Source organism: Variovorax sp. S12S4, from assembly GCF_023195515.1.
In the GTDB taxonomy this organism is placed as follows: domain Bacteria; phylum Pseudomonadota; class Gammaproteobacteria; order Burkholderiales; family Burkholderiaceae_C; genus Variovorax.
The window spans coordinates 1,765,091-1,788,461 of sequence record NZ_JALPKR020000002.1 but is presented as its reverse complement, the minus strand read 5'-3'; the positions used below and the strand labels follow the sequence as shown (position 1 = coordinate 1,788,461).

Here is a 23,371-nt window from a genome sequence, read left to right as displayed (position 1 = left end):
AACAGAACACGGCCCAAGGAGACACGCATGATGAGCCCGCCCGCACGATTCAACTTTGCCGAACACCTGTTCTCCCTCAACCGCGGCCGCGCCGAACGCATCGCCTACATCGACGACCGCGGCACGCTGAGCTACGGCCAGCTCGAAGACCGTGCGCGCCGCCTGGCCGCCGCGCTGAAGGCCGCCGGCGTGCGGCGCGAAGAGCGCGTGCTGCTGCTCATGCTCGACAGCAGCGATTGGCCCGTGAGTTTTCTGGGCTGCCTCTATGCCGGCGTGGTGCCCGTCGCGGTCAACACCCTGCTCACGCCGGACGACTACGCCTACATGCTCGACCACAGCCGCGCGCAGGCCGCGCTGGTGTCGGGTGCGCTGCTGCCGGGCCTGCAGGAGGCGATGGGCCGCGGCACGCATGAAGTGCACACGCTGATCGTCTCGCAACCAACCGGCGCGCTGCCCGCAGGCGCGCTGGAGTTCGACAGCCTGATCGCCGCCGCCGAGCCGATGGCAGCGGCCGCGCCCACTGCTTCCGACGACCCCGGCTTCTGGCTGTATTCATCCGGCTCCACCGGCAAGCCCAAGGGCACGGTCCACACGCATGCCAACCTGTGGTGGACGGCCGAGCTCTATGGCAAGCCGGTGCTCGGGCTCACCGAGAACGACGTGTGCTTCTCGGCCGCAAAGATGTACTTTGCGTACGGCCTCGGCAATGCGCTGACCTTTCCGTTGTCGGTCGGTGCGACTGTCGTGCTGATGGCCGAGCGCCCCACGCCCGACGCCACCTTCCGCCGCTGGACCGAACACAAGCCGACCGTCTTCTTCGGCGCGCCCACGGGCTTCGCGGGCATGCTCGCTTCGCCGAAGCTGCCGGCGCGCGAGCAGGTGGCATTGCGCATGTGCTCCTCGGCCGGCGAGGCGCTGCCTGGTGAGATCGCACAGCGCTTCAAGGCGCATTTCGGCTGCGAGATCATCGACGGCATCGGCTCGACCGAGATGCTGCACATCTTCATTTCCAACCGCCCCGGTGACGTGCGCTACGGCACCACCGGCCGGCCGGTGGAAGGCTACGAGGTCGAGCTGCGCGGCGAAGACGGCCGCCCGGTGCCGGACGGCGAAGTGGGCGACCTCTACATCCGCGGCCCGAGCGCGGCGCTCATGTACTGGTGCAACCGCGAGAAGTCGCGCGAAACCTTCCAGGGCGGCTGGACCAAGAGCGGCGACAAGTACACGCGCGATGCCGACGGCTACTACACCTACGCCGGCCGCAGCGACGACATGCTGAAGGTCAGCGGCATCTATGTGTCGCCGTTCGAGGTAGAAGCCACGCTGATGCAGCACCCGGCCGTGCTCGAGGCCGCGGTGATCGGCAAGGAAGACGCGGACGGGCTGACCAAGACGAAGGCCTTTGTGGTGCTGAAGGAAGGCCAGTCGGTCACCGACGAGGAACTGAAGGCGTTCGTGAAGGAACGGCTGGCGCCATACAAGTACCCGCGGTTCCTGGAGTTTGTGCAGGAGCTGCCGAAGACGGCGACGGGGAAGATCCAGAGGTTCAGGTTGCGTGAGCGGGAGAGGCAGGCATGAGCGGCTCCCTGTCTTTCTCCCTCCCCTTCCGGGGAGGGCTGGGGTGGGGGCAAGCGGCCTTTGCAAAGGCATGGCCTCTGCCAGCGCCGCGAGCCCCCATCCCCACCTTCCCCAGCGGGGAAGGAGCAATGCGATGAGCACCGACTTCGCCACCATTGAATGGCGCAACCGCGCGGTGCGCATCGAGTGCCAATGGATCGCCCCCGAGCGCAGCGATGCCCCGCTCATCGTCTTCCTCCATGAAGGCCTCGGCTCCGTCGCCATGTGGAAGGACTTTCCCGCCCAGGTCTGCGAAGCCGCCAACGCCCGCGGCCTGGTGTTCTCCCGCCCCGGCTACGGCCGCTCCACGCCGCGCGAAGAAAACGAGATCTGGGACGTCGACTTCATGCACCGCCAGGCGCATGAGGTGCTGCCCGCCCTCTTTGCCGCGCTGCAGCTCGGCGATGATGAAAAGCCCTGGCTCTTCGGCCACAGCGACGGCGGGTCGATCAGCTTGCTGTATGCCTCGCGCTTTCCCGACAAGGTGCAGGGCCTCGTCGTCCTGGCGCCGCACATCTTCGTGGAAGACGTGACCGTCGCGAACATCGAGCAGGCCCGCACCGCGTACCTTTCCACCGACCTGCCGAAGAAGCTCGGCCGCTACCACGACAGCGCCGATTCGGCCTTCTGGGGCTGGAACCGCATCTGGCTGCATCCGCCGTTTCGCGAATGGAACATCGAGGCCGAGCTCGACACCATCCGCTGCCCGGTGCTGGCCATCCAGGGTATCGACGACGAGTACGGAACGCTCGCGCAGATCCACGGCATCGCAGCGCGCGTCAGTGGATGCGAGCTGCTCGAAATCCCTGAATGCGGGCATTCCCCGCATCGCGATCAGCCGGATCGTGTCATCGTCGCGACCACTTCTTTCATTACCAAAAACAGGAGACAAACACCATGACCCCACTCACCCCGGTTCGCACCGCCCGCCTCGCGCTCACCGCGATCGCATTCGCCGCCCTGGCATCCGCCGCCGGCGCGCAGGGTACCGGCAAACTCAAGGTCGGCCTGATGCTGCCCTACAGCGGCACCTTCACCGCGCTGGGCGTGGCCATCGAGAACGGCTTCAAGCTCTATGTCGAGGAACAGGGCGGCAAGCTCGCGGGCCGCGAAATCGAGTTCTTCAAGGTCGACGACGAGTCCGACCCCGCCAAGGCCACCGACAACGTCAACAAGCTCATCAAGCGCGACAACGTCGACGTGATCGTGGGCACCGTGCACTCCGGCGTGGCCATGGCCATGGCCAAGGCCGCAAAGGAAAGCGGCACCGTGCTCATCGTGCCCAACGCGGGTGCCGACGCGGTCACCGGTCCGATGTGCGCGCCCAACATCTTCCGCAGCTCGTTCAGCAACTGGCAGCCGGCCTACGCCATGGGCGAAGTGGCCGCCAAGCAGCAGGGCAAGAAGAAGGTCATGACCATCACCTGGAAGTACGCGGCCGGTGAGGAGTCGGTCAACGGCTTCAAGGAAGGCTTCGAGAAAGCCGGCGGCAAGGTCGACAAGCAGCTCACGCTGCCGTTCCCCAATGTCGAGTTCCAAGCCCTGCTGACCGAGATTGCCGCGGCCAAGCCTGATGCGGTGTATGCCTTCTTCGCGGGCGGCGGCGCGGTGAAGTTCGTCAAGGACTACCAGGCCGCCGGCCTCAACAAGACGATTCCGCTCTACGGGCCGGGCTTCCTGACCGACGGCACGCTCGACGCGCAGGGCGAAGCGGCGCAGGGCATGCTGACCACGCTGCACTACGCGGATGGCCTGAACACGGCGCGCGACAACGCGTTCCGCGTGGCGTATGCCAAGTCGTTCAAGCTGCAGCCCGACGTGTATGCGGTGCAAGGTTATGACGCGGCGCAGATGCTGGGCGTGGGCCTGGCCGCTACCAAGGGCGACATCGGCAAGAAGGCCGAGTTCACGGCCGCCATCGAGAAGGCCAAGATCGACAGCCCGCGCGGCGCGTTCACGATGAGCAAGTCGCACAACCCGGTGCAGGACATCTACCTGCGCAAGGTGGAAGGCAAGGAGAACCGGCTGGTGAGCATTGCGGCCAAGGGGCTGGCGGACCCGGCCCGTGGCTGCAGGATGTGACCCACCCCCGTCCCTCGCTCACTTCGTGTAGCTCGACTCCCCCCTCAAGGGGGCGACACCAGCGGCCCGGCAAAGCCGGTTCCGCGGTGTCCCCCGAACATCGCGGGCGCTGCGCGCCACGCTCTTTCTTTAAGCCCCCTACCGGGATGACCTAACGTGGATTTCGGCACCTTTCTCGTCCAGTGCCTGAACTCGGTTCAGTACGGACTCCTGCTCTTCCTGGTGGCCTCGGGGCTCACGCTGATCTTCGGGATCATGGGCGTGATCAACCTGGCGCACGGCAGCTTCTACATGATCGGTGCGTACATGGCGTTCACGCTCGCGCCGCTGTTCGGGGACCAGTTTCTGCTGATGCTGGTGGCCGGCGTGGTGCTGGCGGCCATCTTCGGCTACGTGCTCGAATGGGCCTTCTTCAGCTACCTTTACCAGCGCGACCACTTGCAGCAGGTGCTCATGACCTACGGGCTGATCCTGGTGTTCGAGGAGCTGCGCTCCATTCTGGTGGGCAACGATGTGCACGGGGTCAAGGTGCCGGCGTGGCTGGACGGCAGCTTTGCGCTTGGCAACGTCATGAGCTACCCGTGGTACCGGCTCTTCGCCTCGGCCGCCTGCATCGTGCTGGCGGTGGCGCTGTACTGGGTGGTGAACCGCACGCGACTGGGCATGATGATCCGCGCCGGCGCGAGCAACCGCGACATGGTGCGCGGCCTGGGCATCGACGTGAAGCGTCTCTACCGCATCGTGTTTGCGGCGGGCGTGGCGCTTGCGGCGCTGGCCGGAATGATCGCGGCGCCGATGTCGTCGGTGTATCCGAACATGGGCGCGAGCGTGCTCATCATCTGCTTCGTGCTGGTGGTGATCGGCGGCATCGGCTCGATCACCGGCGCGCTGCTGGCGTCGCTGCTGGTGGGCTTTGTCGACACCTTCGGCAAGGTGTTCTTCGCGGACCTTGCCGGCATCGGCATCTACCTGCTGATGGCCATCGTGCTGATCTGGAAGCCTGAAGGGCTGATGGGGAGGCGGCCATGACGCAGGCGCACACTTCCATGCGGCGCGGCGCGTTTCTCGTGCCGGTGATCTGCGCCGTTGCCATCGGCGTGCTGGGCCCGCTCATGGGCAACTACGTGTCGGACTTCGTCGTCAAGGTCATGATCCTGTCGATCTTCGCGCTGAGCCTCGAACTGCTGGTCGGCATGACCGGCCTCGTGAGCCTGGGCCATGCGGCGTTCTACGGTATCGGCGCGTATGTCACGGTGCTGGCCTCAGGCAACGAGGGCGGCAACCTCGCTTTGCTGCTGCCCGCGGCCATGGGTGCCGCTGCGCTCTATGCATTGTTCGTGGGCGCGCTCAGCCTGCGCACGCGCGGCGTGTACTTCATCATGGTGACGCTGGCCTTCGCGCAGATGGCCTTCTTCGTGTTCCACGACACCAAGGTGGGCGGCGGCAGCGACGGCATCTACATGTATGTGCGCCCGGCCATCGGCAAGCTCGACATGGAAAACCGCATGGTGCTGTTCTACGTGGTGCTCGCATCGCTGGTGTTCACCTACGGGCTCCTCGCCCTGGTTCGACGCTCGCGCTTCGGCGCAGCGCTCGCGGGCATTCGCGTGAACGAGCAGCGCATGCGCGCGGCGGGATTCCCGGTGTATGGCTACAAGCTTGCGGCCTTCGTGCTGGCGGGTGCGCTGGCCGGGCTGGCGGGCTTTCTGCTGGCCTCGCGCGACGGCGTGGTGAACCCCGAACTGATGGCGTGGCACAACTCGGGCGAGGTGCTGCTGATGGTGATCCTCGGTGGCCTGGGCCATTTGCGCGGCGCGGTCATCGGTGCCGTTGCGTTCACGCTGCTGAAGGAGATCTTTTCCACGCATGCGGTGATGGGGCCGCTCGCGGACCATTGGCAGTTGACGCTGGGGATCGCGATCATCGTGTTCGTGGCGCTGTTGCCGAAGGGGCTGATCGGCCTTGCGAAGCGGCTGTCGCCGAAGGGGGCTGCATGACCGGCCTTCTGTCTTTCTCCCTCCCCTTCCGGGGAGGGCCGGGGGCGCGCGGCGCCACCGTCGAGCGCCTTGCCTGCCCCCATCCCAACCTTCCCCGAGGGGGGAAGGAGCAACACCATGAACGCCACCGCCCTTCTTTCCGTTCAAGGCCTCACCCGCCGCTTCGGCGGCCTCACCGCCGTGAACGCCGTCACCCTCGACCTGCACGTCGGCGAAGTCCATGCAGTCATCGGCACCAACGGCGCGGGCAAGTCGACGCTCATCAACATGCTCTCGGGCGAGATCGAGGCCTCCGAAGGCCGCATCACGCTCGACGGCGCCGACGTGACGCAGCGCGCGCAATGGCGCCGCGCCCGCGCCGGCGTGGGCCGCAGCTACCAGCGCACGACTATCTTCCCGGAGTTCAGCGTGCACGAGAACTGCCGGCTCGCGGCGCAGGCGGCCACGGCGCGGCCGTGGACGGTGTGGCAGTCGTCGCAGTGCTGCGCAGCCAGCAATGCGGCGGCCGATGCGGCGCTGGAAGCGGCGGGCCTTTCGAACGAAGCCCAGCGCATTGCCGGCACGCTGAGCCATGGCGCGCAGCGCCAGCTCGAAGTGGCGATGTGCCTTGCCACCAAGCCCCGCGTGCTGCTGCTCGACGAACCGCTCGCGGGCATGGGCGCCGAGGAAACCGACCGCATGCTCACCCTGCTCGCGCGGCTGAAGGCCACGCACGCCATCCTGCTGGTGGAGCACGACATGGATGCGGTGTTCCGCGTTGCCGACCGCATCACCGTGATGGTGAACGGCACGGTGATCGCCACGGGCGACCCTCGATCGATCCGTGAGAACCCAGAAGTGCGAACCGCCTACCTCGGAGAGGACCACTGATGCTCGTCGTCCGCGATCTCAACACCTACTACGGCAACAGCCACATCCTGCGCGGCGTGCATGCCGGCATACCTGCTGCCACGTCGGTCGGCTTGCTCGGGCGCAACGGCATGGGCAAGACGACGCTCATCCGCAGCATGATGGGCTACGTGCGTCCGGCCTCGGGCGAAGTGCAGGTCGACGGCCGCACCGTGACCGGCTGGCCGCCCGAAAAAATGGCGCGCCTGGGCATCGGCTATGTGCCCGAAGGCCGCGGCATCTTCCCGAACCTCTCGGTGCGCGAGAACCTCGTGATGAGCGAGCGCGCGGGCATCGACGGCCGCCGCGCCTGGACCTTCGACCGAGTGATGGCCACCTTTCCGCGGCTGGCCGAGCGGCTCTCGCATGGCGGCCAGCAGCTCTCTGGCGGCGAGCAGCAGATGCTTTCCATCGGCCGCGCGCTCATGACCAACCCGCGCCTGCTCATCCTCGATGAAGCCACCGAAGGGCTCGCACCGCTGATCGTGGCCGAGATCTGGCGCGTGATCGGCGAGATCCGCGCGACCGGCATCGCCACGCTGATCGTCGACCGCGACTACCGCAAGGTGCTCGCGCACACCGATCTTGCGGTGGTGATGGAAAAGGGGCAGATCGTGCGGCATGGCGCGTCGGCCGACCTGCTGGCCGAGCCGAAGGCGCTCGAGGAATTGCTGGGCGTGTAGAGCGGGATGTAGAAGGAGCGCATGGCGATGGCACGCGAGATCAGCCTCCTCGACCTTTCGGGCAAGCCCGTGCGCTTCGACGGCAGGATGCTGATGAACGCGGCCGCCACGCCATGGCAGGGCTTTGCGCTGGAGGTGCGCGCGATGCACGGCGGCGGCGAAAACCCGGCCTGCTACAACCCCTATCCGCTGCTTGCCTTCTGCATGCGCGGCCATGTGAAGTCCGCAATGACCACGGGGCGACGCACCAGCCACGTCGAGAGCCGGCCCGGCAGCGTGTGCATCTTCGACCAGGGCTACGAGGTCGACCGCGTGACGTGGTCCGGCCAGTGCGACGAAGTGATCGCGCTGGAGATCCGCCCCGAGACGCTGCGCAGCCTGATGCCCGAGAGCGATGGCGAGCTGCACCTGCAGACGCACCTCTCGACCACCGACGCCACGCTGACCTCGCTCGCCATTGCCATGCGCGACGAAGTGGAGCGCGGCTGCACGTCGGGCCGCATGCATGCGCAGGGCCTGTCCATGGCATTGGTGAGCTATCTGCAAAGCCGCTACGGCGGGGCGCGCAACGCGAAGCGCGCGCCGGGGCGGCTCTCGCAGGCGGACCTGCGCAGGGTGTACGACTGGGTGATGCAGCACCTGGGCGAAGACTTCGGCATCGATGAACTCGCGGCCGAACTGAACATGAGCGCGGTGCACTTCACGCGCCTCTTCAGGGCCAGCACAGGCTCGACGCCGTACCGCTATGTGATGGAGCAGCGCGTGCGCCACGCACTCACGCTGCTGGAAGGCCGGTTGTCGCTGGCCGAGATCGCGCACACGGTCGGCTTCTCGAGCCAGGCGCACTTCACGCAGGTGTTCAAGCAGCTGGTCGGCACCACGCCCGCGCGCGCACGGCTCGGGTAAGTCCCGGTGCGAGGTGAACGGATCCCGCAAGCGATGATCGCTTGTCGATAGACCAGGACGCAGGCGAGAGGCAAATTCGATCTCCACACAACAGGAGACAAGAAGATGCCCCGAACGACCCTGCGCACCGGACAAAACACGCGCACCCCTTCGCGCATTGCACCCTCTGCGTTGGCCGCCCTGTGCATGGGCATGTGCGCCGCCGCGGCGCTCACGGCCTGCGGTGGCAGCGGCTCCTCGGGGCCCTCGCTGCCTTTCATCCCCACATCGCCGCCGCCCGCCGGCCCCACAACGCCCACAGCCCCCACGGCGCTGGCCTGCGACGAAAGCCTGAAGACCGCCTTCAAGCCCGACGCGAACACCACCGTCACCGTGGTGAAGCAGTTCAAGCAGGGCGATGACCTGAACCTGGACGGCAAGGCCTCGGGCACCGTGGCGGCCAGCGACGTATGCATGGTCAAGCTCAACGTCGGGCCGGGCAACGCAGGGCCGGCCGATGCGCCGTCCACCTCGCCGGGCATCGGCATCGAGGTGTGGCTGCCGACGACGGCCAAATGGAACAATCGCCTGCGCGTGCTCGGCGGCGGCGGCTTCGTGGGCGATGCGGGCATCAGCGCCAAAACGCAGATCGGCGGCGTCGGCGCGGCCGCCATTGCGGCGGGCGAAGGTTCGGTGAGCGCAGTCACCGATGCAGGACATGCATCGAAATTGCCCATCGGCGCGGTGGACGGCTCTTTTGCAATGAACCCCGACGGCACCATCAACACCACGCTTTGGACGGACTTTGCGAGCCGCGGCATCCACGAAATGGCCGTGAAAGCCAAGGCGCTCGCGGCCGGCTTCTACCAGCGCGACGCAAAGTACGCCTATTGGGACGGCTGCTCCACCGGCGGCCGCCAGGGCCACATGCAGGCGCAGGTGAACCCCGACGATTTCGACGGCATCCTCGCAGGCAACAGCGCGATCAACTGGACCACCTTCATCACCGCCGAGCTGTACCCGCAGATCGTGATGCAGCGCGACCTGGGCGGCACGCCGCTCACGCCAGACCAGATGACGCTGGTGTCGTCCGCCGCGGTGAGCGCCTGCGACAGCACGCTCACCGGCCAGCACGAAGGCTTCATCAGCGACCCGGCGGCTTGCAAGTACGACCCCACGCAGGACACCGCCGTGCTGTGCACCGGCAGCGGCGGCAGCAATGCCACCGCCGCCTGCCTGACGACCGTGCAGGCACAAGCCGTCAACAAGATCTGGTACGGCCAGACGCGCGACGGCAGCGCACCGGCACCTGCGAGCGACGTGGGCTACGGCGCTACGCTGGGCTCGGGCCAGCTCTGGTACGGCCTCACGCGCGGCACCGCGCTCAACAGCCCCGGCATGCCGGGGTTCTCGCTCGCGGACTCCACGGGCGGCGTGCCCAACCCGTTTCCGATTGCAGCGCACCAGGTGGCGCTGAACCTGCAAGACCCGACGATTGCGACGCCCGACTTCATCAATGCAACAGGCAACGGCGCGAACAACTGGAAGGCGCTGTCGTATGCGCAACTGGCCAACGCCAGCGACCGCGGCAAGGCGCTGCAAACCGCGTTCGCGAACATCAATGCCGACAACCCAGACCTGGCCAGGTTCCGCGACCGCGGCGCCAAGCTGCTGACGTACCACGGCCTGGCCGACCAGCTGATTCCGAACTCGGGCACGGCCAACTACTACGAGCGCGCGGCCAAGGCCATGGGCGGCATCGATGAGACGCAGAAGTTCTACCGCTACCTCGAGATTCCTGCGATGGGGCACTGCGCGGGCGTGGGCTCCGTGAACGGACTCGCTGGCGTGAGCCCCGCGGCCAACCCGCCGCTGCCGGCACCGAACCAGCTGTTCGCCGCGTTGACCGATTGGGTCGAGAAAGGCGTGGCGCCCGACAACCTGGTGCTGCAGAACGCCGACCAATCGCTCGCACGGCCGCTGTGCACCTATCCGAAGAAGCTTGCCTACCTTGGCGGCGACGTGAAGGCGGCGGCCAGCTTCGCCTGCCGCTGAGCCTTCAGTTCGGCCGCTGCGCCATGAGGAAGTCGATGAACACCCGCATGCGCAGCGGCACGTGGCGTCCGTCCGGGTACAGCAGCGTGTAGGGGCGCGAGCGGCCGGCAAAGGGCTTGAGCACTTCGACGAGCGTGCCGTCGGCCAGCTCTTTTTCCACCACGAAGCGGTAGGTCTGGAACAGCCCGGCGTCGCTCTTGGCAAGGGTGACGCCGCCGAGCACGTCGTCGGAGCAGCTGTAGGCGCTGTCCGCGAAGACCTCGCGGTCCTTGCCGTTCTCCTTGAAGAGCCATGAGATGCGGCGGCCGCTGCTGGGCAGCTCGAACTGGACGCACTCGTGCGCGGCAAGGTCGCTCAGCGTGCGCGGCGTGCCGGCCTTCTTCAGGTACTTGCGGGTGGCGACCACCACCAGGTCTGCATCTTCCAGGTGCCGCGCGATCAGCGTGGAGTCGGGCTGGGCGCGCACGCGCACGGCCATGTCATAGCCCTCTTCCACGAAATCGATGTTGCGGTTGCTCAGGTGCACGTGCAGCCGGATGTCGGGAAAGCGTTCGCGGAACCCCGGCAGCAGCGGCAGGATGCGGTGGTGGCCGTAGGTGGTGGGCACGCTGATGCGCAGCGTGCCCGAAGGCAGCGCCTGCTGGCCCATCACCTCGCGCTCGGCATCGGCAAGCTGCGCCAGCGCCTGCTGGCACTGCGCGAAGTAGGTGCGGCCCGCATCGGTGAGCCGCACGCTGCGCGTGGTGCGCACGAACAGGCGCAGCCCCAGCCGCTTTTCTAGCCGTGAGATCGAGCGGCTCACGGCCGCCGGTGTCACGCCCGCCGCGAGCGCCGCCGACGTGAAGCCGCCCGTCTCCGCAGCAAGGCAGAAGAGTTCGATGCTGCCCAGGAGGATGTCGCCGAACTGCCGCTGCATCGTTTGATTACCCCATGTATCAATTGAAGTGCGAGTCTAGTAATTTATCTATGTCTGCGTCATCAATACAGTTCTCCCCACGTCATCAACTTCTGGAGAACCCGACATGCAAGACAGCAGCACTTCATCCACGGTCGTCATCACCGGCGCCTCGAGCGGCATCGGGCTGGGCCTGGCCGAGGCCTACCTCGAACGCGGCTTCAACGTGGTCGCCAATGCACGCACCGACGAGCGGCTCGCGGCCGCGGCAAAGCAGCTCGGCAACCCGGCACGCTTTCTCGGCGTCGCCGGCGACATCGGCCAGCGCGCGACCGCGCAGCAACTCATCGACCGTGCCGTGGAGCGCTTCGGCCAAGTCGATGTGCTCATCAACAACGCGGGCATCTTCAACGCCAAGCCGTTCGTCGAGTACACAGCGGAAGAGCTCGACCAGCTGGTGGCCACCAACCTCAAGGGCTTCGTCTACGCCTCGCAGGCCGCCGCGAAGCACATGGTCGCGCGCCGCCGGGGCCACATCGTGAACATCACCGCGAGCATCGCGCTGCAGCCGAACCAGCAGGTGCCGGCCGCGTTGCCGGTGCTGATCAAGGGCGGCATCAACGCCGCGACGCGCGCGCTGGCGCTCGAACTCGCGCCGCACAACGTCAAGGTGAATGCGGTGGCGCCCGGCATCGTCGACACGCCGCTGTACACGCCTGAGCAGCACGGCTTCCTGAACGGCCTCTCGCCCGCCGGCCGCATTGCGACCGTGCGCGAAATCGCCGACGCCGTGCTCTACCTCACGAGCGCCGATTTCACGACGGGCGTGGTGCTGCCGGTGGACGGCGGCATGAGCACGGGCAAGTGGTAATCACACCATTCATTCATCCAAGGAGCACACCATGCCTTTCATCAACCTGAAGATCACCCGCGACGGCGTGACGCGCGAACAGAAGACCCAGGTCATCGCCGAGTTCACGGAAACGCTTGAACGCGTGCTGAACAAGCCGCCCGAGTGGACGCACATCGTGATCGAAGAGATCGACACCGACGACTGGGGCTTTGCGGGCCTGACGACGACGGAGTTCCGCAAGCGGCTGGCGGAAAAGGCGAAGCCGGCGAAATGAAGGGCACACAGGCGCGGCTCGCCGCGCCTATTCGATGAAGCGCCGCAGCCCTTCCAGGTCGATCACGGTGATCCCCCGTATTCGATCCGCAGGAAGCCCGCCTCCTTCAGCCGATTCAGTGCCGCATTGCACCGCTGCCGCGACACCCCCGAGAGATTCGCGATCTCTTCCTGCGAGGTCTGCAGATGCAGCTCGCTGCCCGGGTACAGCCACGGGTGGAACAGCCCCGCCAGCGCGCGAGCCACCTGGCTGTCGGCGTCGAGCAGCCGGTGCGCCGCGTAGTTGCCCATGAACCAGTGCAGCCGCTCATTGAGCTGCTGCAGCAGGAAGTGATCGAAGCCGCGCTGCGTGCGGTGCAGCCACTCGAAAGTCTCCAGCGGCAACTGGGCCACGCGGCTGGGCCGTAGCGCAATGACGTCGGCCGATCGCGGGGCCGCGCGAAGCAGCGTGCCTTCGCCGAACCAGCAGCCGACCGAGAGCCCGCCGAAGGTGACCGAGCGGCCGTCGCTGGAGGTGATCGACCACTTGAGCAGGCCTTCGAGCGTGCCGTACCAGTGCAGCGGCGTATCGCCGCGGCGGCACAGCGCGGCGCCGGCTGCCACCTCGACCTCGCGCATCTCGTCGAGCACGCGCTCGCGCGCCGCTTCGTCGAGCAGCGGAAACCAGGCCGAGCGCTGAAGCAGCTGCTCGATCGTGAGCGATGCCGCCTTGATGGCCGGCTTCGTCGTGGACATGAAAAGAAAGCTCCTGATGGCGTGGAAAAGGGGGCCGCGCCGCGTAAACCCTGACTCCAAATGTCGTCGCAATGACTGAGTGTGCCTGCGCCTCCAAAAAATAATAGCGCGCCCCTCATGAACGAAGACACCAGGAGACCCGGAGCATGTCGTCGAAGCGCAAAGTGATCGTGACCATCGCCCCCACGGGCGGCATGGCGCACAAGTCGCAGAACCCGCACCTTCCCACCCAGCCGGCCGAAATCGCGGCCGACGTGCTGCGCTGCTGGAACGCCGGCGCCAGCGTGGCGGCCATCCACGCACGCCGCCCGGACGACGGCGCCACCTGCGATGCCGAGGTGTATCGCGACATCAACAGCCGCATTCGCGCGGGCGGCTGCGACATCGTCATCAACAACTCCACCGGCGGCGGTGTGCACGGCGACATGGTGAAGCCGCTGGCGGGCGACCGCTGGGAGATTGCGTGGGAAGAGCGCATCAAGGGCATGGACGCGGGCGCCGAGATGTGCACGCTGGACGCGACCACGCTCAACCTGAGCTTCGAGGGCAAGCAGATCCTGATGGACACGCCCATTACCCGTGGCCGCGAACTGGCTGCCGGCATGAAGGCGCGCGGCATCAAGCCCGAGTGGGAGGTGTTCAGCCCCACCCACATCCTGCAGGACACGACCACGCTGATCGGCGAGGGCCATGACGACGAGCCCTACTTCATCAACCTGGTGATGAACGTGCACCGCAACTTCCAGAACGCGATGCCGTATTCGCCGCGCTTCCTGCAGATGATGGTCGACACCCTGCCCCGCGGCAGCATCTTCGGCGTGAGCGGCATCGGCACCTCGCAGCTCGAAGCGAACGTGGCGGCGCTGCTCCTGGGCGGGCATGCGCGCGTGGGGCTGGAGGACAACCTTTACTTCCGCCACGGCGAGCTCGCCACCAACGTGCAGCTCACCGAACGCATCGTGCGCGTTATCCATGAGCTCGACATGGAAGTGGCCACGCCGGCCGAAGCAAGGCAGATGATGGGACTGCCGCGCAGAGGCGGGCCGCGCCCCGAGTTCGCGCCGCGTTGAAGCGGCCGATCGACCCCGCAGAACCTTGCCATAACCCGCCAGAAAAACAGGAGACATGCCATGAACAACCGCCGCCACTTCCTCCACACGCTGGGCGCAGCCACTGCGCTGGGCACCCTCTCGCCCTTGGCGGCGCTGGCCCAGGCGCTCGAGCAGGTCAAGATCTACTACGGCTTTCCGGCCGGCAGCTCGGGCGACAGCGTGGCGCGCCGCGTGGGCGAAAAGCTCGCGGGCTCCGCCTATACCCGCAACGTGGCGGTGGTCGAAAACAAGCCGGGCGCCGGCGGCCGCATTGCGCTGGAGACGCTCAAGAGCGCGCCGGCCGACGGCAGCGTGCTGGCGTTGTCGCCGTTCTCATGCACCTCGATCTATCCGCACATCTACAGCAAGCTCAGCTACGACCCGAGCAAGGACTTCGTGCCGGTGTCGATTGCCGCCGTCATGCACCATGGCCTTGCAGTCGGCCAGCTGGTGCCGCCCGATGTGCGCACGGTGAAAGACTTTCTCGCCTGGGCCAAGGCCAACCCCAACCAGGCCAGCTACGGCTCGCCGGCGGCGGGCTCTACGCCCCACTTCATCGGCGCGTTGCTGGGCCTGAACAACGGGGTCGACCTGAAGCACGTGCCCTACCGCGGCTCGATTCCCGGCGTGACCGATGTGGTGGGCGGGCAGATCGCGGCCATGGTCACTCCTAGCGGCGACTTCATTCCCAACCACAAGGCCGGCAAGCTGCGGCTGATCGCCACGTCGGGCAAGGCGCGCTCGCCCTTCTCGCCGGAAGTGCCGACCTTTGCCGAACAGGGTTTCGGCGAGCTGACGACCGAAGAGTGGTTCGGCTTCTATGCACCGGCCAAAACGCCCGCCAGCGTGGTGGCCGCGGCCAATGCCGCGATCAATGCGGCCATCAAGGAAAAGGTGGTGACGGACAGCCTGGCCGTGGTCGGCCTGATCGCCCAGGGCTCCACGGCCGAGGAGATGGCGCGTTCGCAGCGGGCCGAGGCGGAGCGCTGGGGGCCGCTGGTGAAGAAGATCGGCTTCACGGCGGACTCCTGAGGCGATGCGGATGGAACCGACTCTCCGACCTGCGGAAATCCCTCAGCGCGTGGCGGTGGTCGCCACCGGCGTCATCGGCGCCAGCTGGGCCGCCTTTTTCCTGGCGAAGGGCCTGGACGTGGACGCCACCGATCCCTCACCCGATGCCGAGGCGCGGCTGCGCGCGGCGGTGGCCGCGCATTGGCCGACGCTCGAACGCTTCGGCCTGGCCGCGGGCGCGTCGGCCGGGCGGCTGCGCTTTCAAGCGCGGCTTGAAGACGCGGTGGCGGAGGCCGACTTCGTCCAGGAGAGCGGCCCCGAGCGGCTGGATTTCAAGATCGACCTGTTCCGGCGCATGGACGAGGCCGCACCGGCCCACGCCATCCTGGCATCGAGCTCTTCGGGGCTGGCCATCAGCGCCGTGCAGGCCGAGTGCAAGCACCCGGAACGCGTGGTGCTGGGCCACCCGTTCAACCCGCCGCACCTGATTCCGCTGGTGGAAGTGGTGGGCGGCGAGCGCACTTCAGCCGAGACCATCGACCGCACGATGGCCTTCTATGCGGCCATCGGCAAGCGGCCGATCCACGTGAAGCGCGAGGTCAAGGGCCACATCGCCAACCGGCTGCAGGCCGCGCTCTGGCGTGAAGCCTTTCACCTGGTCAACGAAGGCGTGGCCAGCGTGGCCGACATCGACACCGCCATTGCGCACGGCCCCGGCCTGCGCTGGGCCGTGATGGGCCCTTTCATGAACCTGCACCTCTCGGGTGGCGCGGGCGGCATCGAGCATGTGCTCGCCCATCTGGGCGGACCGATCGAGGACTGGTGGAAGGACCTCGGCGCGCCGTCGATGACGGAAGAGCTCAAAGAGAAGGTGGCCGAGGGCGTGGCCGAAGAACTGGGTTCGCGGCGCGTGGCCGACCTCGAAGCCGCCCGCGACATCCTGCTGTTGAACCTGATTCGCGCCAAAGCCGATACCGGCAAACTCGACTAGAAATGACCGACGACGACTTCCTCCTAGACGAGAGCCAGATCGCCCCGCCCCGCACGGTGCGCATCGACTTCGACGACGGCTCCTTCGCGCTGCGTTCGCCGATGGCGCTCAAGCCCTATGCGCGCTGCATCGGCGAATGGATCGAGCGCTGGGCGCGGGAAACGCCCGATGCGCTGGCTTTCGCGGAGCGCGACGAGAGCGGCGAAGGCTGGCGCAAGCTCGACTACCGCGCGCTGCGCCAGGCCGTGGGCGCGGTGGCACAGGCGCTGCTCGACCTGGAGCTGCCCGAGGGCAAGCCCATCGCGATCCTTTCGGACAACTCGATCGACCATGCCGTGCTGATGCTCGCGGCCATGCACATCGGGCGCACGGCCTGCTCGCTGTCGAGCGCTTACTCGCGGATGGCCAAGGACCCGTCGCGGCTGCACGGCATGCTGCAGGCGCTACAACCGGCGCTGGTCTACGCATCGGACGCCAAGGTGTACGGCGGCGCGCTCGCGGGCTGCGGCGTGGAGGCGGTGCCGGTGTTCAGCCGCAATGCCGACGCACACGCGGGCGCCCTGCCCTTCGCGCAACTGCTGCAGGCCAGCGAAACGCCGGCCGTGATGCAGGCCTACGAAGCCGTGCTGCCCGACACCCACGCCAAATACCTGCTGACTTCCGGCTCCACCGGCAAGCCCAAGGTGGTGATCAACACGCACCGCATGCTGTGCGCCAACCAGCAGATGATGGCGCAGACCTGGCGCTTCCTCACGCAGGAAAAGCCGGTGCTGGTCGACTGGCTGCCCTGGAGCCACACCTTCGGCGCGAACCACAACCTGAACATGGTGCTGTGCCACGGCGGCGCGCTCTACATCGACGAGGGCCGGCCCGCGCCCGGGCTCATCGAAAAGACGGTGCGCAACCTGCGTGAGGTGAAGCCCACGCTGCTGTTCAACGTGCCGCGCGGCTTCGACATGCTGCTGCCTTTTCTCGAAGCGGACGACGCGCTCGCGGCCGAGGTGTTCTCGCGGCTGCGGCTGGCCTTCTACGCGGCGGCGGCGCTCGCGCCGTCGACGTGGCAGCGGCTCGAGGCAGTGGCCAAGCGCGTGCGGCCAGAGCGGCCGCTGTGGCTTACCACCTCGTGGGGAGCGACCGAGACTTCGCCCGCCATCACGTCGGCGCACTGGAAGCTCGACGGCGCGGGCTGCATCGGCGCGCCGCTGCCGGGGCTGGAGCTCAAGTTCGTGCCCAACGGGCAGAAGCTCGAGATGCGCGTGAAGGGCGTTTCGGTGTTTCCGGGCTACCGCCATGCGCCGCGCGAAACGGCGGAGGTTTTCGACGACGAGGGCTACTACCGCATCGGCGATGCGGGCTACCTGGCCGATGCCGACCGGCCCGAACGTGGCGTGGTCTTCAACGGCCGCGTGGCCGAAGACTTCAAGCTCTCGAGCGGCACCTGGGTGTCGGTGGGTACCCTGCGCGTCAAGCTGGTGTCGATGCTGGCGCCGCATGTGCAAGACGTGGTGCTTACCGGCCATGACAGCGACGAGATCGGCATGCTGGTGTTTGCCGCTCCCCAGGCTGCGCCGCAGGCCCTGGCCGCGCGGATCGCCGACGTGCTGCGCACCCTGCGCGATGAGGGCGCGGGATCTTCGCAGTGCCCCACGCGCGCGCTGGTGCTCACCGAGCCGCCGAGCCTCGATGCGGGCGAGATCACCGACAAGGGCTACATCAACCAGCGCGCGGTACTCACGCGCCGCGCTGCCGACGTGGCGCGGCTGCACGCCGGGGCTCACCACGACCTGCAGGTGATACGCCCGGGCGCCTGAATCACGAGGGCTGCTCGAACAGAGCCAGCAGCGTGTTCTTCAGCCACTGGTGCAGCGCGGAGGTCTCGTGCCGCTGGTGCCAGAACAGTTCGATGATGCGCGCCGGCGCCTCCAGCGGCACCGGCATCCGGCGCAGGCCGGCCAGGCGCGCGGGCTCGAACTTCTCGGACCAGGGCAACACCGCAATCAGGTCGGAACGGCGCACCACCTCGTACGCCGCGCCGTAGTGGTTCACCGTCGCGACCAGGTTGCGCTGCAGGCCGCGGCTGTGCAGGAACAGGTCATAGGTGGGCGTGGTCTTGCCAACCAGGCTTACGTCCACATGGCGCGCCGCCAGGAATTTTTTCAGCGGAATCCTGTCGGCGCGTGCCAGCGGATGCCCGGTGCGCATGACGCAGACGAAATCCGGCGACCACAGCGCCCTTGACTTGAGAAATGCCGGGCGCTGCACTTCCTCGTTGTAGACGCTGATTGCGAAGTCGGCCTTGTTGTCGGCCAGTACCTTGTCGAAATCCACCAGCGTGTTGGGAATGGCGTGGATCTGCATCGACGGCGCCGCCTTGCTGAGCTTGCTGGCGAGCCGCGGCACCACGATGCCCGACACATAGTCTGACATTGCAATGCTGATGCTGGCGGTGCTTCGCAGGGCGTCGAAGCGCTCCACGTCGAGCGTGCCGCGAATCGCATGGAGCGACTGCGACAGCGGCTCCCACAGGTCGATGGCCCGCCGCGTCGGGTTGACACCGGCGCCGCTGCGCACGAACAGCGCGTCGTCGAAGGTTTCCCGCAAGCGGCGCAGCGCATTGCTGACCGCGGGCTGCGTGAGCGACAGCTTGCTGGCTGCGCGCGTGACGTTGCCTTCGGTCATGAGGGCCTCGAACACCTTCAGCAGGTTGAGATCGGCGGAGCGGTAGTTCATTGTGCGGCCTGATCATTCACTGGATCTATAAACACAATCACACGTATAAATTTGTCGTGATATCCCCGCGATCCTACGATCTGCCGCTTCATCGCACTACCACCGAAGTCGAGGGATTCACATGACCATGCTGTCGGCTCGTATCGAGCGCCTGCCCTTCTCCGGTTTTCACCGCCGGCTGCTCATGATGGGAGGGCTGGGCTACACCTTCGACGCGATGGACGCCGCGGTGATCGCCTTCGTGCTGCCGGTGCTGCGCACCGAATGGGGGCTCAGCAGCGTGCAGATCGGCGTGTTGGCCAGTGCGAACTTCATCGGCTTCTTCTTCGGCGCGCTCGCGGCCGGCACCTGCGGCGACCTGATCGGGCGGCGCAAGGTGATGATGTCGGCACTGGCGATCTACTGCGTGGCATCGCTGTTCAGCGGCATGGTCGACAGCTGGACGGTGTTTCTTGCGCTGCGCATCGTGGCCGGCTTCGGCGCCGGTGCAGAGAGCGCAATCATTGCACCCTATCTTTCGGAGTTTGTGGCGCGCCGCTACCGGGGCACTTTTACCGGCGCGCTGGCGGGCTTCTTCTCGTTCGGCTTTGTTGCGGCGGCGCTGCTGGGCTACTTCATCGTGCCGGCGCATCCACAAGGATGGCGCATCGTCATCTTCATTACCGCAATGCCGGTGCTGCTGCTGTTGTGGTGGCGGCGCGCGCTGCCCGAATCGCCGCGCTGGCTCGAAAGCCAGGGCCGGCAGACCGAGGCCGAGACGATCGTGGACGCAATGGAGTCCGAGACGGTGCAGCGCGGCCTTGCGTTGCCCGCGCTCAACGCGGAAGACGTGGCCGCGCCGCCGCCCAGCAACAGCCGCGGCAGCCTGTTGAAGAACTACGCCACGCTGGTCTCCAGCAAGCTCATCCGCATCAGCACCATGACCTGGCTGATGTGGCTGGCGATCACCTTCAGCTACTACTCGTTCTTCACCTGGATTCCCAGCCTGCTGATCCAGAACGGCATGACGATCACCAAGAGCTTCGGCTACTCGCTCGTGATCTATCTCGCGCAGATTCCTGGCTACTTCTCGGCCGCATGGCTCAACGAGAAGATCGGCCGGCAGGCCACCATCGTGAGCTACATGCTGCTGGGCGGCATCTCTGCGCTGGGGCTGGCCTTTACGCACAGCGACGCTCAGATCATGGCGGCGGGCGTTCTGCTGTCCTTCTTCATGAACGGCACCTACGCGGGCGTCTATGCCTACACACCCGAGGTGTTTCCGACCCAGGTGCGCGCAACGGGATCCGGCCTGGCGTCGGCCATCGGGCGTATCGGAGGCATCACGGCGCCGATCCTCGTGGGCTTCATCTATCCGGCGCTGGGTTTTGCGGGCGTGTTCGGGATGACCACGGGAGTGCTGCTGCTGGGCGCGGCGGCCGTCACTTTCATGGGCATTCCGACACGCGGCCGCTCGCTCGAAGACATTGCGGCAGCCGAACTTTCCTGACACAAGACATCCATGCAACCCAAGCTTCTCGATGAATCGCTGTCGGCCGTCGCACGCGCGCACGCCGACACGCAGCAACCCCAAGCCACCTTCGACGCGCTCGACAAGGCTGTGGCCGCAACCATCGGCCACCGGCTCTTCACCATCCTGGTGCACCACCGGGAGGCGCGAGAGTCGGAGCGCGTGTACACCAACATGCGCGAGGCCTACCCGGTAGGCGGGCGCAAGCCGATCACCGACTCACCGTGGATGCAGCAGGTAATGCAGCGCGGCCTGCCTTACATCGGCCGCAACGTCGACGACCTGCGCGACGTTTTCTACGACCACGAACTCATCGTTTCACTGGGTTGCCGCAGCGTGCTGAACATTCCGCTGCGCTGGCGCGGCGAAACGTTGGGCACGCTCAACATGCTGCATGAAGAGAACTGGTACGGCGCCGGGCACGTCGAGGTCGCGCGCGTGTTCGCGCAACTGGCGGTGCCGGCCGTAATGGCGCAATACACCAAGGAGCCCCTGGCATGACCGACGCGGTGCTTTTCAAGAACGCCTCCCTGCTCGATCCGCTGCGCGCCGAGCTGCTGGAAGGCCACGACCTTCTGGTCGAGGACGGGGTAGTGCGCGAGGTCTCCGACAAGCCGCTGCAGAGCAAGACGGCGCGGGTCATCGACCTGAAGGGCAAGACGCTGATGCCCGGCCTCATCGACCTGCACGTGCACGTGATCGCGGTGGAGCTCAACCTCTCGCGGCAGGTGCACATGCCGAACGTGCTCATCACGCTGCGCAGCGTGCCCATGCTGCGCGGCATGCTGCGACGCGGGTTCACCACGGTGCGCGATGCCGGCGGGGCGGGGTTTGCGTTCAAGCAGGCGGTCGAATCCGGGCTGGCCCAGGGCCCGCGCCTGTTCGTCTCGGGCCGCGCGCTGAGCCAGACGGGCGGCCATGGCGACATGCGGGCACGCTCCGACTTTCTCGACCCCAATGCCCCCTGCCCGACCTGCGTGCGGGTCGGCGCGCTGGCACGCGTGGTCGACGGCGTCGACGCAGTGCGCCGGGCCGTGCGCGAAGAACTGCAGATGGGCGCGGACCAGATCAAGATCATGGCCTCGGGCGGCGTGGCCTCGCCGACCGATCCGGTGGGCGCTTTCGGCTACAGCGAGGACGAGATCCGCGCCATCGTCGAGGAAGCGCGGGCACGCGGCACCTATGTGCTGGCCCACGCCTACACCGCGGAAGCCATCGCCCGGGCCGTGCGCTGCGGCGTGCGGACCATCGAGCACGGCAACCTCGTGGACGCGCCCACCGCGGCGTTGATGGCGCAAACGGGCGCCTACGCAGTGCCGACGCTGGTCACCTACGACGCGCTGGCCAACGAGGGCGAGAGCTTTGGCCTGCCGAAGGAAAGCGTCGCCAAGGTGGCCGACGTGCGCGAGGCCGGCCTGCGCTCACTGGAGATCTACAAGGCGGCGGGTGTGAAGATGGGCTTCGGCTCGGACCTGCTGGGCGAATCGCAGCGGCTGCAGAGCGACGAGTTCCGCCTGCGTGCCGAGGTGCTGTCGCCGGCCGAGGCCATAGCCAGTGCAACCGTGATCGGCGCCGAGGTGCTGGGCATGCCAGACCGGCTGGGCCGCCTGGCGCCTGGTGCGCTGGCCGACCTCCTGGTGGTCGACGGCAATCCGCTGCGCGATGTCTCGTGCCTGCTGGGGCAAGGCGAGCGCATTCCACTGGTCATGAAGGAGGGTGTGATCCAGTTCAACGAACTGGCGTAGCGCCCGGCTTCCGTGGCGCAGGCGCCGCCTTTTTGGTGGGTGTCTCCGCGCCAAACAGCTTTTCCACCTGTTGCCCCACGCGCGCGCCGATGGCCGTGCCCACGCCCGGCAGCACCGCGGTGCCGACCGCCGCACCGGCCAGTGCACCGCCGGTCAGCGAAATCTCGGGATTGCTGGCGGTGCCGCCGATCTTGAGCGGCATGCCCACCACGCCGTCGACGATATCGACCGCCAGCTCGCCGTCCAGCTTTCGGTTGAAGAACCGCAGGTTGCCGCTGGCGGTGAGCACGCCCGAGCGCGCCTTGAGGTTGGTGTATCGCAGCACGATGCCGTCTTCGGTGCCCTGGGTGTCGAGAGTGCCGGTGAGCTCGTCGAGCGGCGTGGTGCCGCTGCGGTCGGTGCCAGCGGTGAGCACCGTCTTGGCCAGATCCAGCCCGGTGAGCGTGGCGGGGCGCACCGAGAAGGTCGTGCGAGTGTGCAGGCTGCGAATCAGCGCGCCCAGTTCGTCGGCCTCGGCCACCAGCCGGGAATAGCCCGACACCTTGCCCGACACCGCGGTGCGCCGGCCGAAGGCTTGCACCAGTCCTTCGAGGTCGACCTGGCGCGGCTCGAGTTCGGCGGACAGGCGCAGCCTGTCGTCCGGCAGCGTTTCGAGCAGGGTGACGCCGTTCCACGTGCCGCCGCCCACATCGATGCGGGTGCGCCACCGGTCCTGCCCTGCGGCTGCACGGTCAAGGCGCAGCCGGGCGGGAGGCGATGCGCCGGCCCGTTCGAGCCGCGCCTGGCGCGGACGCCAGTTGGCGTCGAAGCTGATTTCGCCGTCGTAGGCCAGCGCAATGTCGCGCCGGTCGATCCAGACCACGTCGCGCCAGCGCAGCTTCTCCAGCGGCACCGGGGCCAGCGTCCAGGGCGCGGGCAGCGCGACGATATTGCCGCCCTCCTTCGGCTTGGGGCCCTTGCCGCGAAATGCGCGAAACGATTCGCGCGGCAGCACCAGGCTTTCGATCTCGGCCTCGTCCACGGCAATCACCCGGCTCAGCAGCTCCCTGAGCTTGAGCTGCAGCGTGACGCGGCGCAGCGTGATCGGGCGGGGCTGGTCGGTAGACACATTGGAAAGCACGAGAACGGGTGCCGGCAGCAGCGCCCAATGCGCGCCGCCCACCTTCAGGCCGACGCCAAAGCGCTTCTCGAAGGCTTCGGAGATCCGGACGGCCACCTCTTCGTCGCTGGGCAAGCGGGTGCTCACCACCCACACGAGCGCCCCGGCCCCGAGCAGCAGCACCGCGGCAATGCCGGCAAGCCAGAGTCTGAGGGGGCGCTTCATCGCAGC

The 23,371-nt window shown here is 67.2% G+C and carries 21 protein-coding genes and 1 pseudogene; 18 read left to right on the top strand and 4 right to left on the bottom strand.

Annotated elements, in window-relative coordinates:
- Window positions 1–30: 30 nt before the first annotated feature.
- The 9 genes from M0765_RS09090 to M0765_RS09050 all read left to right on the top strand — a co-directional run bounded on the left by M0765_RS09090 (window position 31) and on the right by M0765_RS09050 (window position 10,207).
- Entirely contained in the window at window positions 31–1,578 is a 1,548-nt protein-coding gene (locus M0765_RS09090; RefSeq protein WP_258508187.1) for a benzoate-CoA ligase family protein, read from the top strand.
- Between the two features lie 133 nt (window positions 1,579–1,711).
- Window positions 1,712–2,518, top strand: coding sequence for an alpha/beta fold hydrolase (locus tag M0765_RS09085; protein WP_258503239.1), 807 nt, complete (start codon window positions 1,712–1,714; stop codon window positions 2,516–2,518).
- Window positions 2,515–3,699 carry an ABC transporter substrate-binding protein gene (locus M0765_RS09080; RefSeq protein ID WP_258503237.1) on the top strand — a complete coding sequence of 395 codons (1,185 nt, stop codon included), beginning with the start codon at window positions 2,515–2,517 and terminating at the stop codon, window positions 3,697–3,699. The genes M0765_RS09085 and M0765_RS09080 overlap by 4 nt, the downstream gene beginning before the upstream one ends.
- A gap of 156 nt (window positions 3,700–3,855) precedes the next feature.
- Window positions 3,856–4,728, top strand: coding sequence for a branched-chain amino acid ABC transporter permease (locus M0765_RS09075; RefSeq protein WP_258503236.1), 873 nt, complete (start codon window positions 3,856–3,858; stop codon window positions 4,726–4,728).
- Entirely contained in the window at window positions 4,725–5,696 is a 972-nt protein-coding gene (locus tag M0765_RS09070) for a branched-chain amino acid ABC transporter permease (protein WP_258503234.1), read from the top strand. Before M0765_RS09075 ends, M0765_RS09070 begins: the two co-directional genes overlap by 4 nt.
- 117 nt (window positions 5,697–5,813) lie before the next feature.
- The gene (locus M0765_RS09065; protein ID WP_258503233.1) at window positions 5,814–6,566 is read left to right on the top strand and encodes an ABC transporter ATP-binding protein; all 753 of its coding nucleotides are present in this window, start codon (window positions 5,814–5,816) and stop codon (window positions 6,564–6,566) included.
- Window positions 6,566–7,267: an ABC transporter ATP-binding protein gene (locus M0765_RS09060; RefSeq protein WP_126746614.1), complete on the top strand. Its 702-nt coding sequence runs from the start codon at window positions 6,566–6,568 to the stop codon at window positions 7,265–7,267. Before M0765_RS09065 ends, M0765_RS09060 begins: the two co-directional genes overlap by 1 nt.
- Window positions 7,268–7,294: 27 nt before the next feature.
- On the top strand, window positions 7,295–8,173 hold the full coding sequence (locus tag M0765_RS09055; protein WP_258503230.1) for a helix-turn-helix domain-containing protein: 879 nt from the start codon (window positions 7,295–7,297) through the stop codon (window positions 8,171–8,173).
- A 105-nt stretch (window positions 8,174–8,278) separates the two neighbouring features.
- Window positions 8,279–10,207 (top strand): tannase/feruloyl esterase family alpha/beta hydrolase, encoded by a 1,929-nt coding sequence (locus tag M0765_RS09050; protein WP_258503228.1) that lies wholly within the window; start codon window positions 8,279–8,281, stop codon window positions 10,205–10,207.
- A gap of 4 nt (window positions 10,208–10,211) precedes the next feature.
- Here the strand turns inward: M0765_RS09050 and M0765_RS09045 are convergent, their stop codons facing one another.
- Complete coding sequence (locus M0765_RS09045; protein ID WP_258503226.1) at window positions 10,212–11,123, bottom strand: LysR family transcriptional regulator; 912 nt, start codon at window positions 11,121–11,123, stop codon at window positions 10,212–10,214.
- A 106-nt stretch (window positions 11,124–11,229) separates the two neighbouring features.
- On the opposite strand from M0765_RS09045, the gene M0765_RS09040 reads away from it, so the two are divergent.
- Together M0765_RS09040 and M0765_RS09035 are read left to right on the top strand one after the other, a co-directional pair.
- Window positions 11,230–11,973, top strand: a complete 744-nt coding sequence (locus M0765_RS09040; RefSeq protein WP_258503224.1) for an SDR family NAD(P)-dependent oxidoreductase — start codon at window positions 11,230–11,232, stop codon at window positions 11,971–11,973.
- Between the two features lie 31 nt (window positions 11,974–12,004).
- Window positions 12,005–12,229 (top strand): tautomerase family protein, encoded by a 225-nt coding sequence (locus M0765_RS09035; protein WP_258503222.1) that lies wholly within the window; start codon window positions 12,005–12,007, stop codon window positions 12,227–12,229.
- Window positions 12,230–12,256: 27 nt separating this feature from the next.
- Here the strand turns inward: M0765_RS09035 and M0765_RS09030 are convergent.
- Window positions 12,257–12,963 (bottom strand): annotated as a pseudogene (locus M0765_RS09030) (Crp/Fnr family transcriptional regulator).
- A gap of 146 nt (window positions 12,964–13,109) precedes the next feature.
- On the opposite strand from M0765_RS09030, the gene M0765_RS09025 reads away from it, so the two are divergent.
- Genes M0765_RS09025 through M0765_RS09010 form a run of 4 tightly spaced genes read left to right on the top strand, consistent with a single transcriptional unit; the run spans window position 13,110 to window position 17,867 of the window.
- Window positions 13,110–14,033: a 3-keto-5-aminohexanoate cleavage protein gene (locus tag M0765_RS09025; RefSeq protein ID WP_258503220.1), complete on the top strand. Its 924-nt coding sequence runs from the start codon at window positions 13,110–13,112 to the stop codon at window positions 14,031–14,033.
- A gap of 60 nt (window positions 14,034–14,093) precedes the next feature.
- Complete coding sequence (locus M0765_RS09020; RefSeq protein WP_258503219.1) at window positions 14,094–15,086, top strand: Bug family tripartite tricarboxylate transporter substrate binding protein; 993 nt, start codon at window positions 14,094–14,096, stop codon at window positions 15,084–15,086.
- Window positions 15,087–15,096: 10 nt separating this feature from the next.
- On the top strand, window positions 15,097–16,056 hold the full coding sequence (locus M0765_RS09015; RefSeq protein ID WP_258503218.1) for a 3-hydroxyacyl-CoA dehydrogenase NAD-binding domain-containing protein: 960 nt from the start codon (window positions 15,097–15,099) through the stop codon (window positions 16,054–16,056).
- Window positions 16,057–16,058: 2 nt separating this feature from the next.
- Window positions 16,059–17,867 (top strand): feruloyl-CoA synthase, encoded by a 1,809-nt coding sequence (locus M0765_RS09010; protein ID WP_258503216.1) that lies wholly within the window; start codon window positions 16,059–16,061, stop codon window positions 17,865–17,867.
- Window position 17,868: 1 nt separating this feature from the next.
- On the opposite strand, the gene M0765_RS09005 is transcribed toward M0765_RS09010, so the two are convergent.
- On the bottom strand, window positions 17,869–18,786 hold the full coding sequence (locus tag M0765_RS09005) for a LysR family transcriptional regulator (protein WP_258503214.1): 918 nt from the start codon (window positions 18,784–18,786) through the stop codon (window positions 17,869–17,871).
- Between the two features lie 121 nt (window positions 18,787–18,907).
- On the opposite strand from M0765_RS09005, the gene M0765_RS09000 reads away from it, so the two are divergent.
- Genes M0765_RS09000 through M0765_RS08990 form a run of 3 tightly spaced genes read left to right on the top strand, consistent with a single transcriptional unit; the run spans window position 18,908 to window position 22,041 of the window.
- Window positions 18,908–20,275, top strand: a complete 1,368-nt coding sequence (locus M0765_RS09000) for an MFS transporter (RefSeq protein ID WP_258503212.1) — start codon at window positions 18,908–18,910, stop codon at window positions 20,273–20,275.
- A gap of 12 nt (window positions 20,276–20,287) precedes the next feature.
- Window positions 20,288–20,797, top strand: coding sequence for a GAF domain-containing protein (locus tag M0765_RS08995; protein ID WP_258503210.1), 510 nt, complete (start codon window positions 20,288–20,290; stop codon window positions 20,795–20,797).
- Window positions 20,794–22,041: a metal-dependent hydrolase family protein gene (locus tag M0765_RS08990; RefSeq protein WP_258503208.1), complete on the top strand. Its 1,248-nt coding sequence runs from the start codon at window positions 20,794–20,796 to the stop codon at window positions 22,039–22,041. The genes M0765_RS08995 and M0765_RS08990 overlap by 4 nt, the downstream gene beginning before the upstream one ends.
- On the opposite strand, the gene M0765_RS08985 is transcribed toward M0765_RS08990, so the two are convergent.
- Window positions 22,025–23,365 (bottom strand): AsmA-like C-terminal region-containing protein, encoded by a 1,341-nt coding sequence (locus M0765_RS08985; RefSeq protein WP_258503207.1) that lies wholly within the window; start codon window positions 23,363–23,365, stop codon window positions 22,025–22,027. The genes M0765_RS08990 and M0765_RS08985 overlap by 17 nt on opposite strands.
- Window positions 23,366–23,371: the final 6 nt, after the last annotated feature.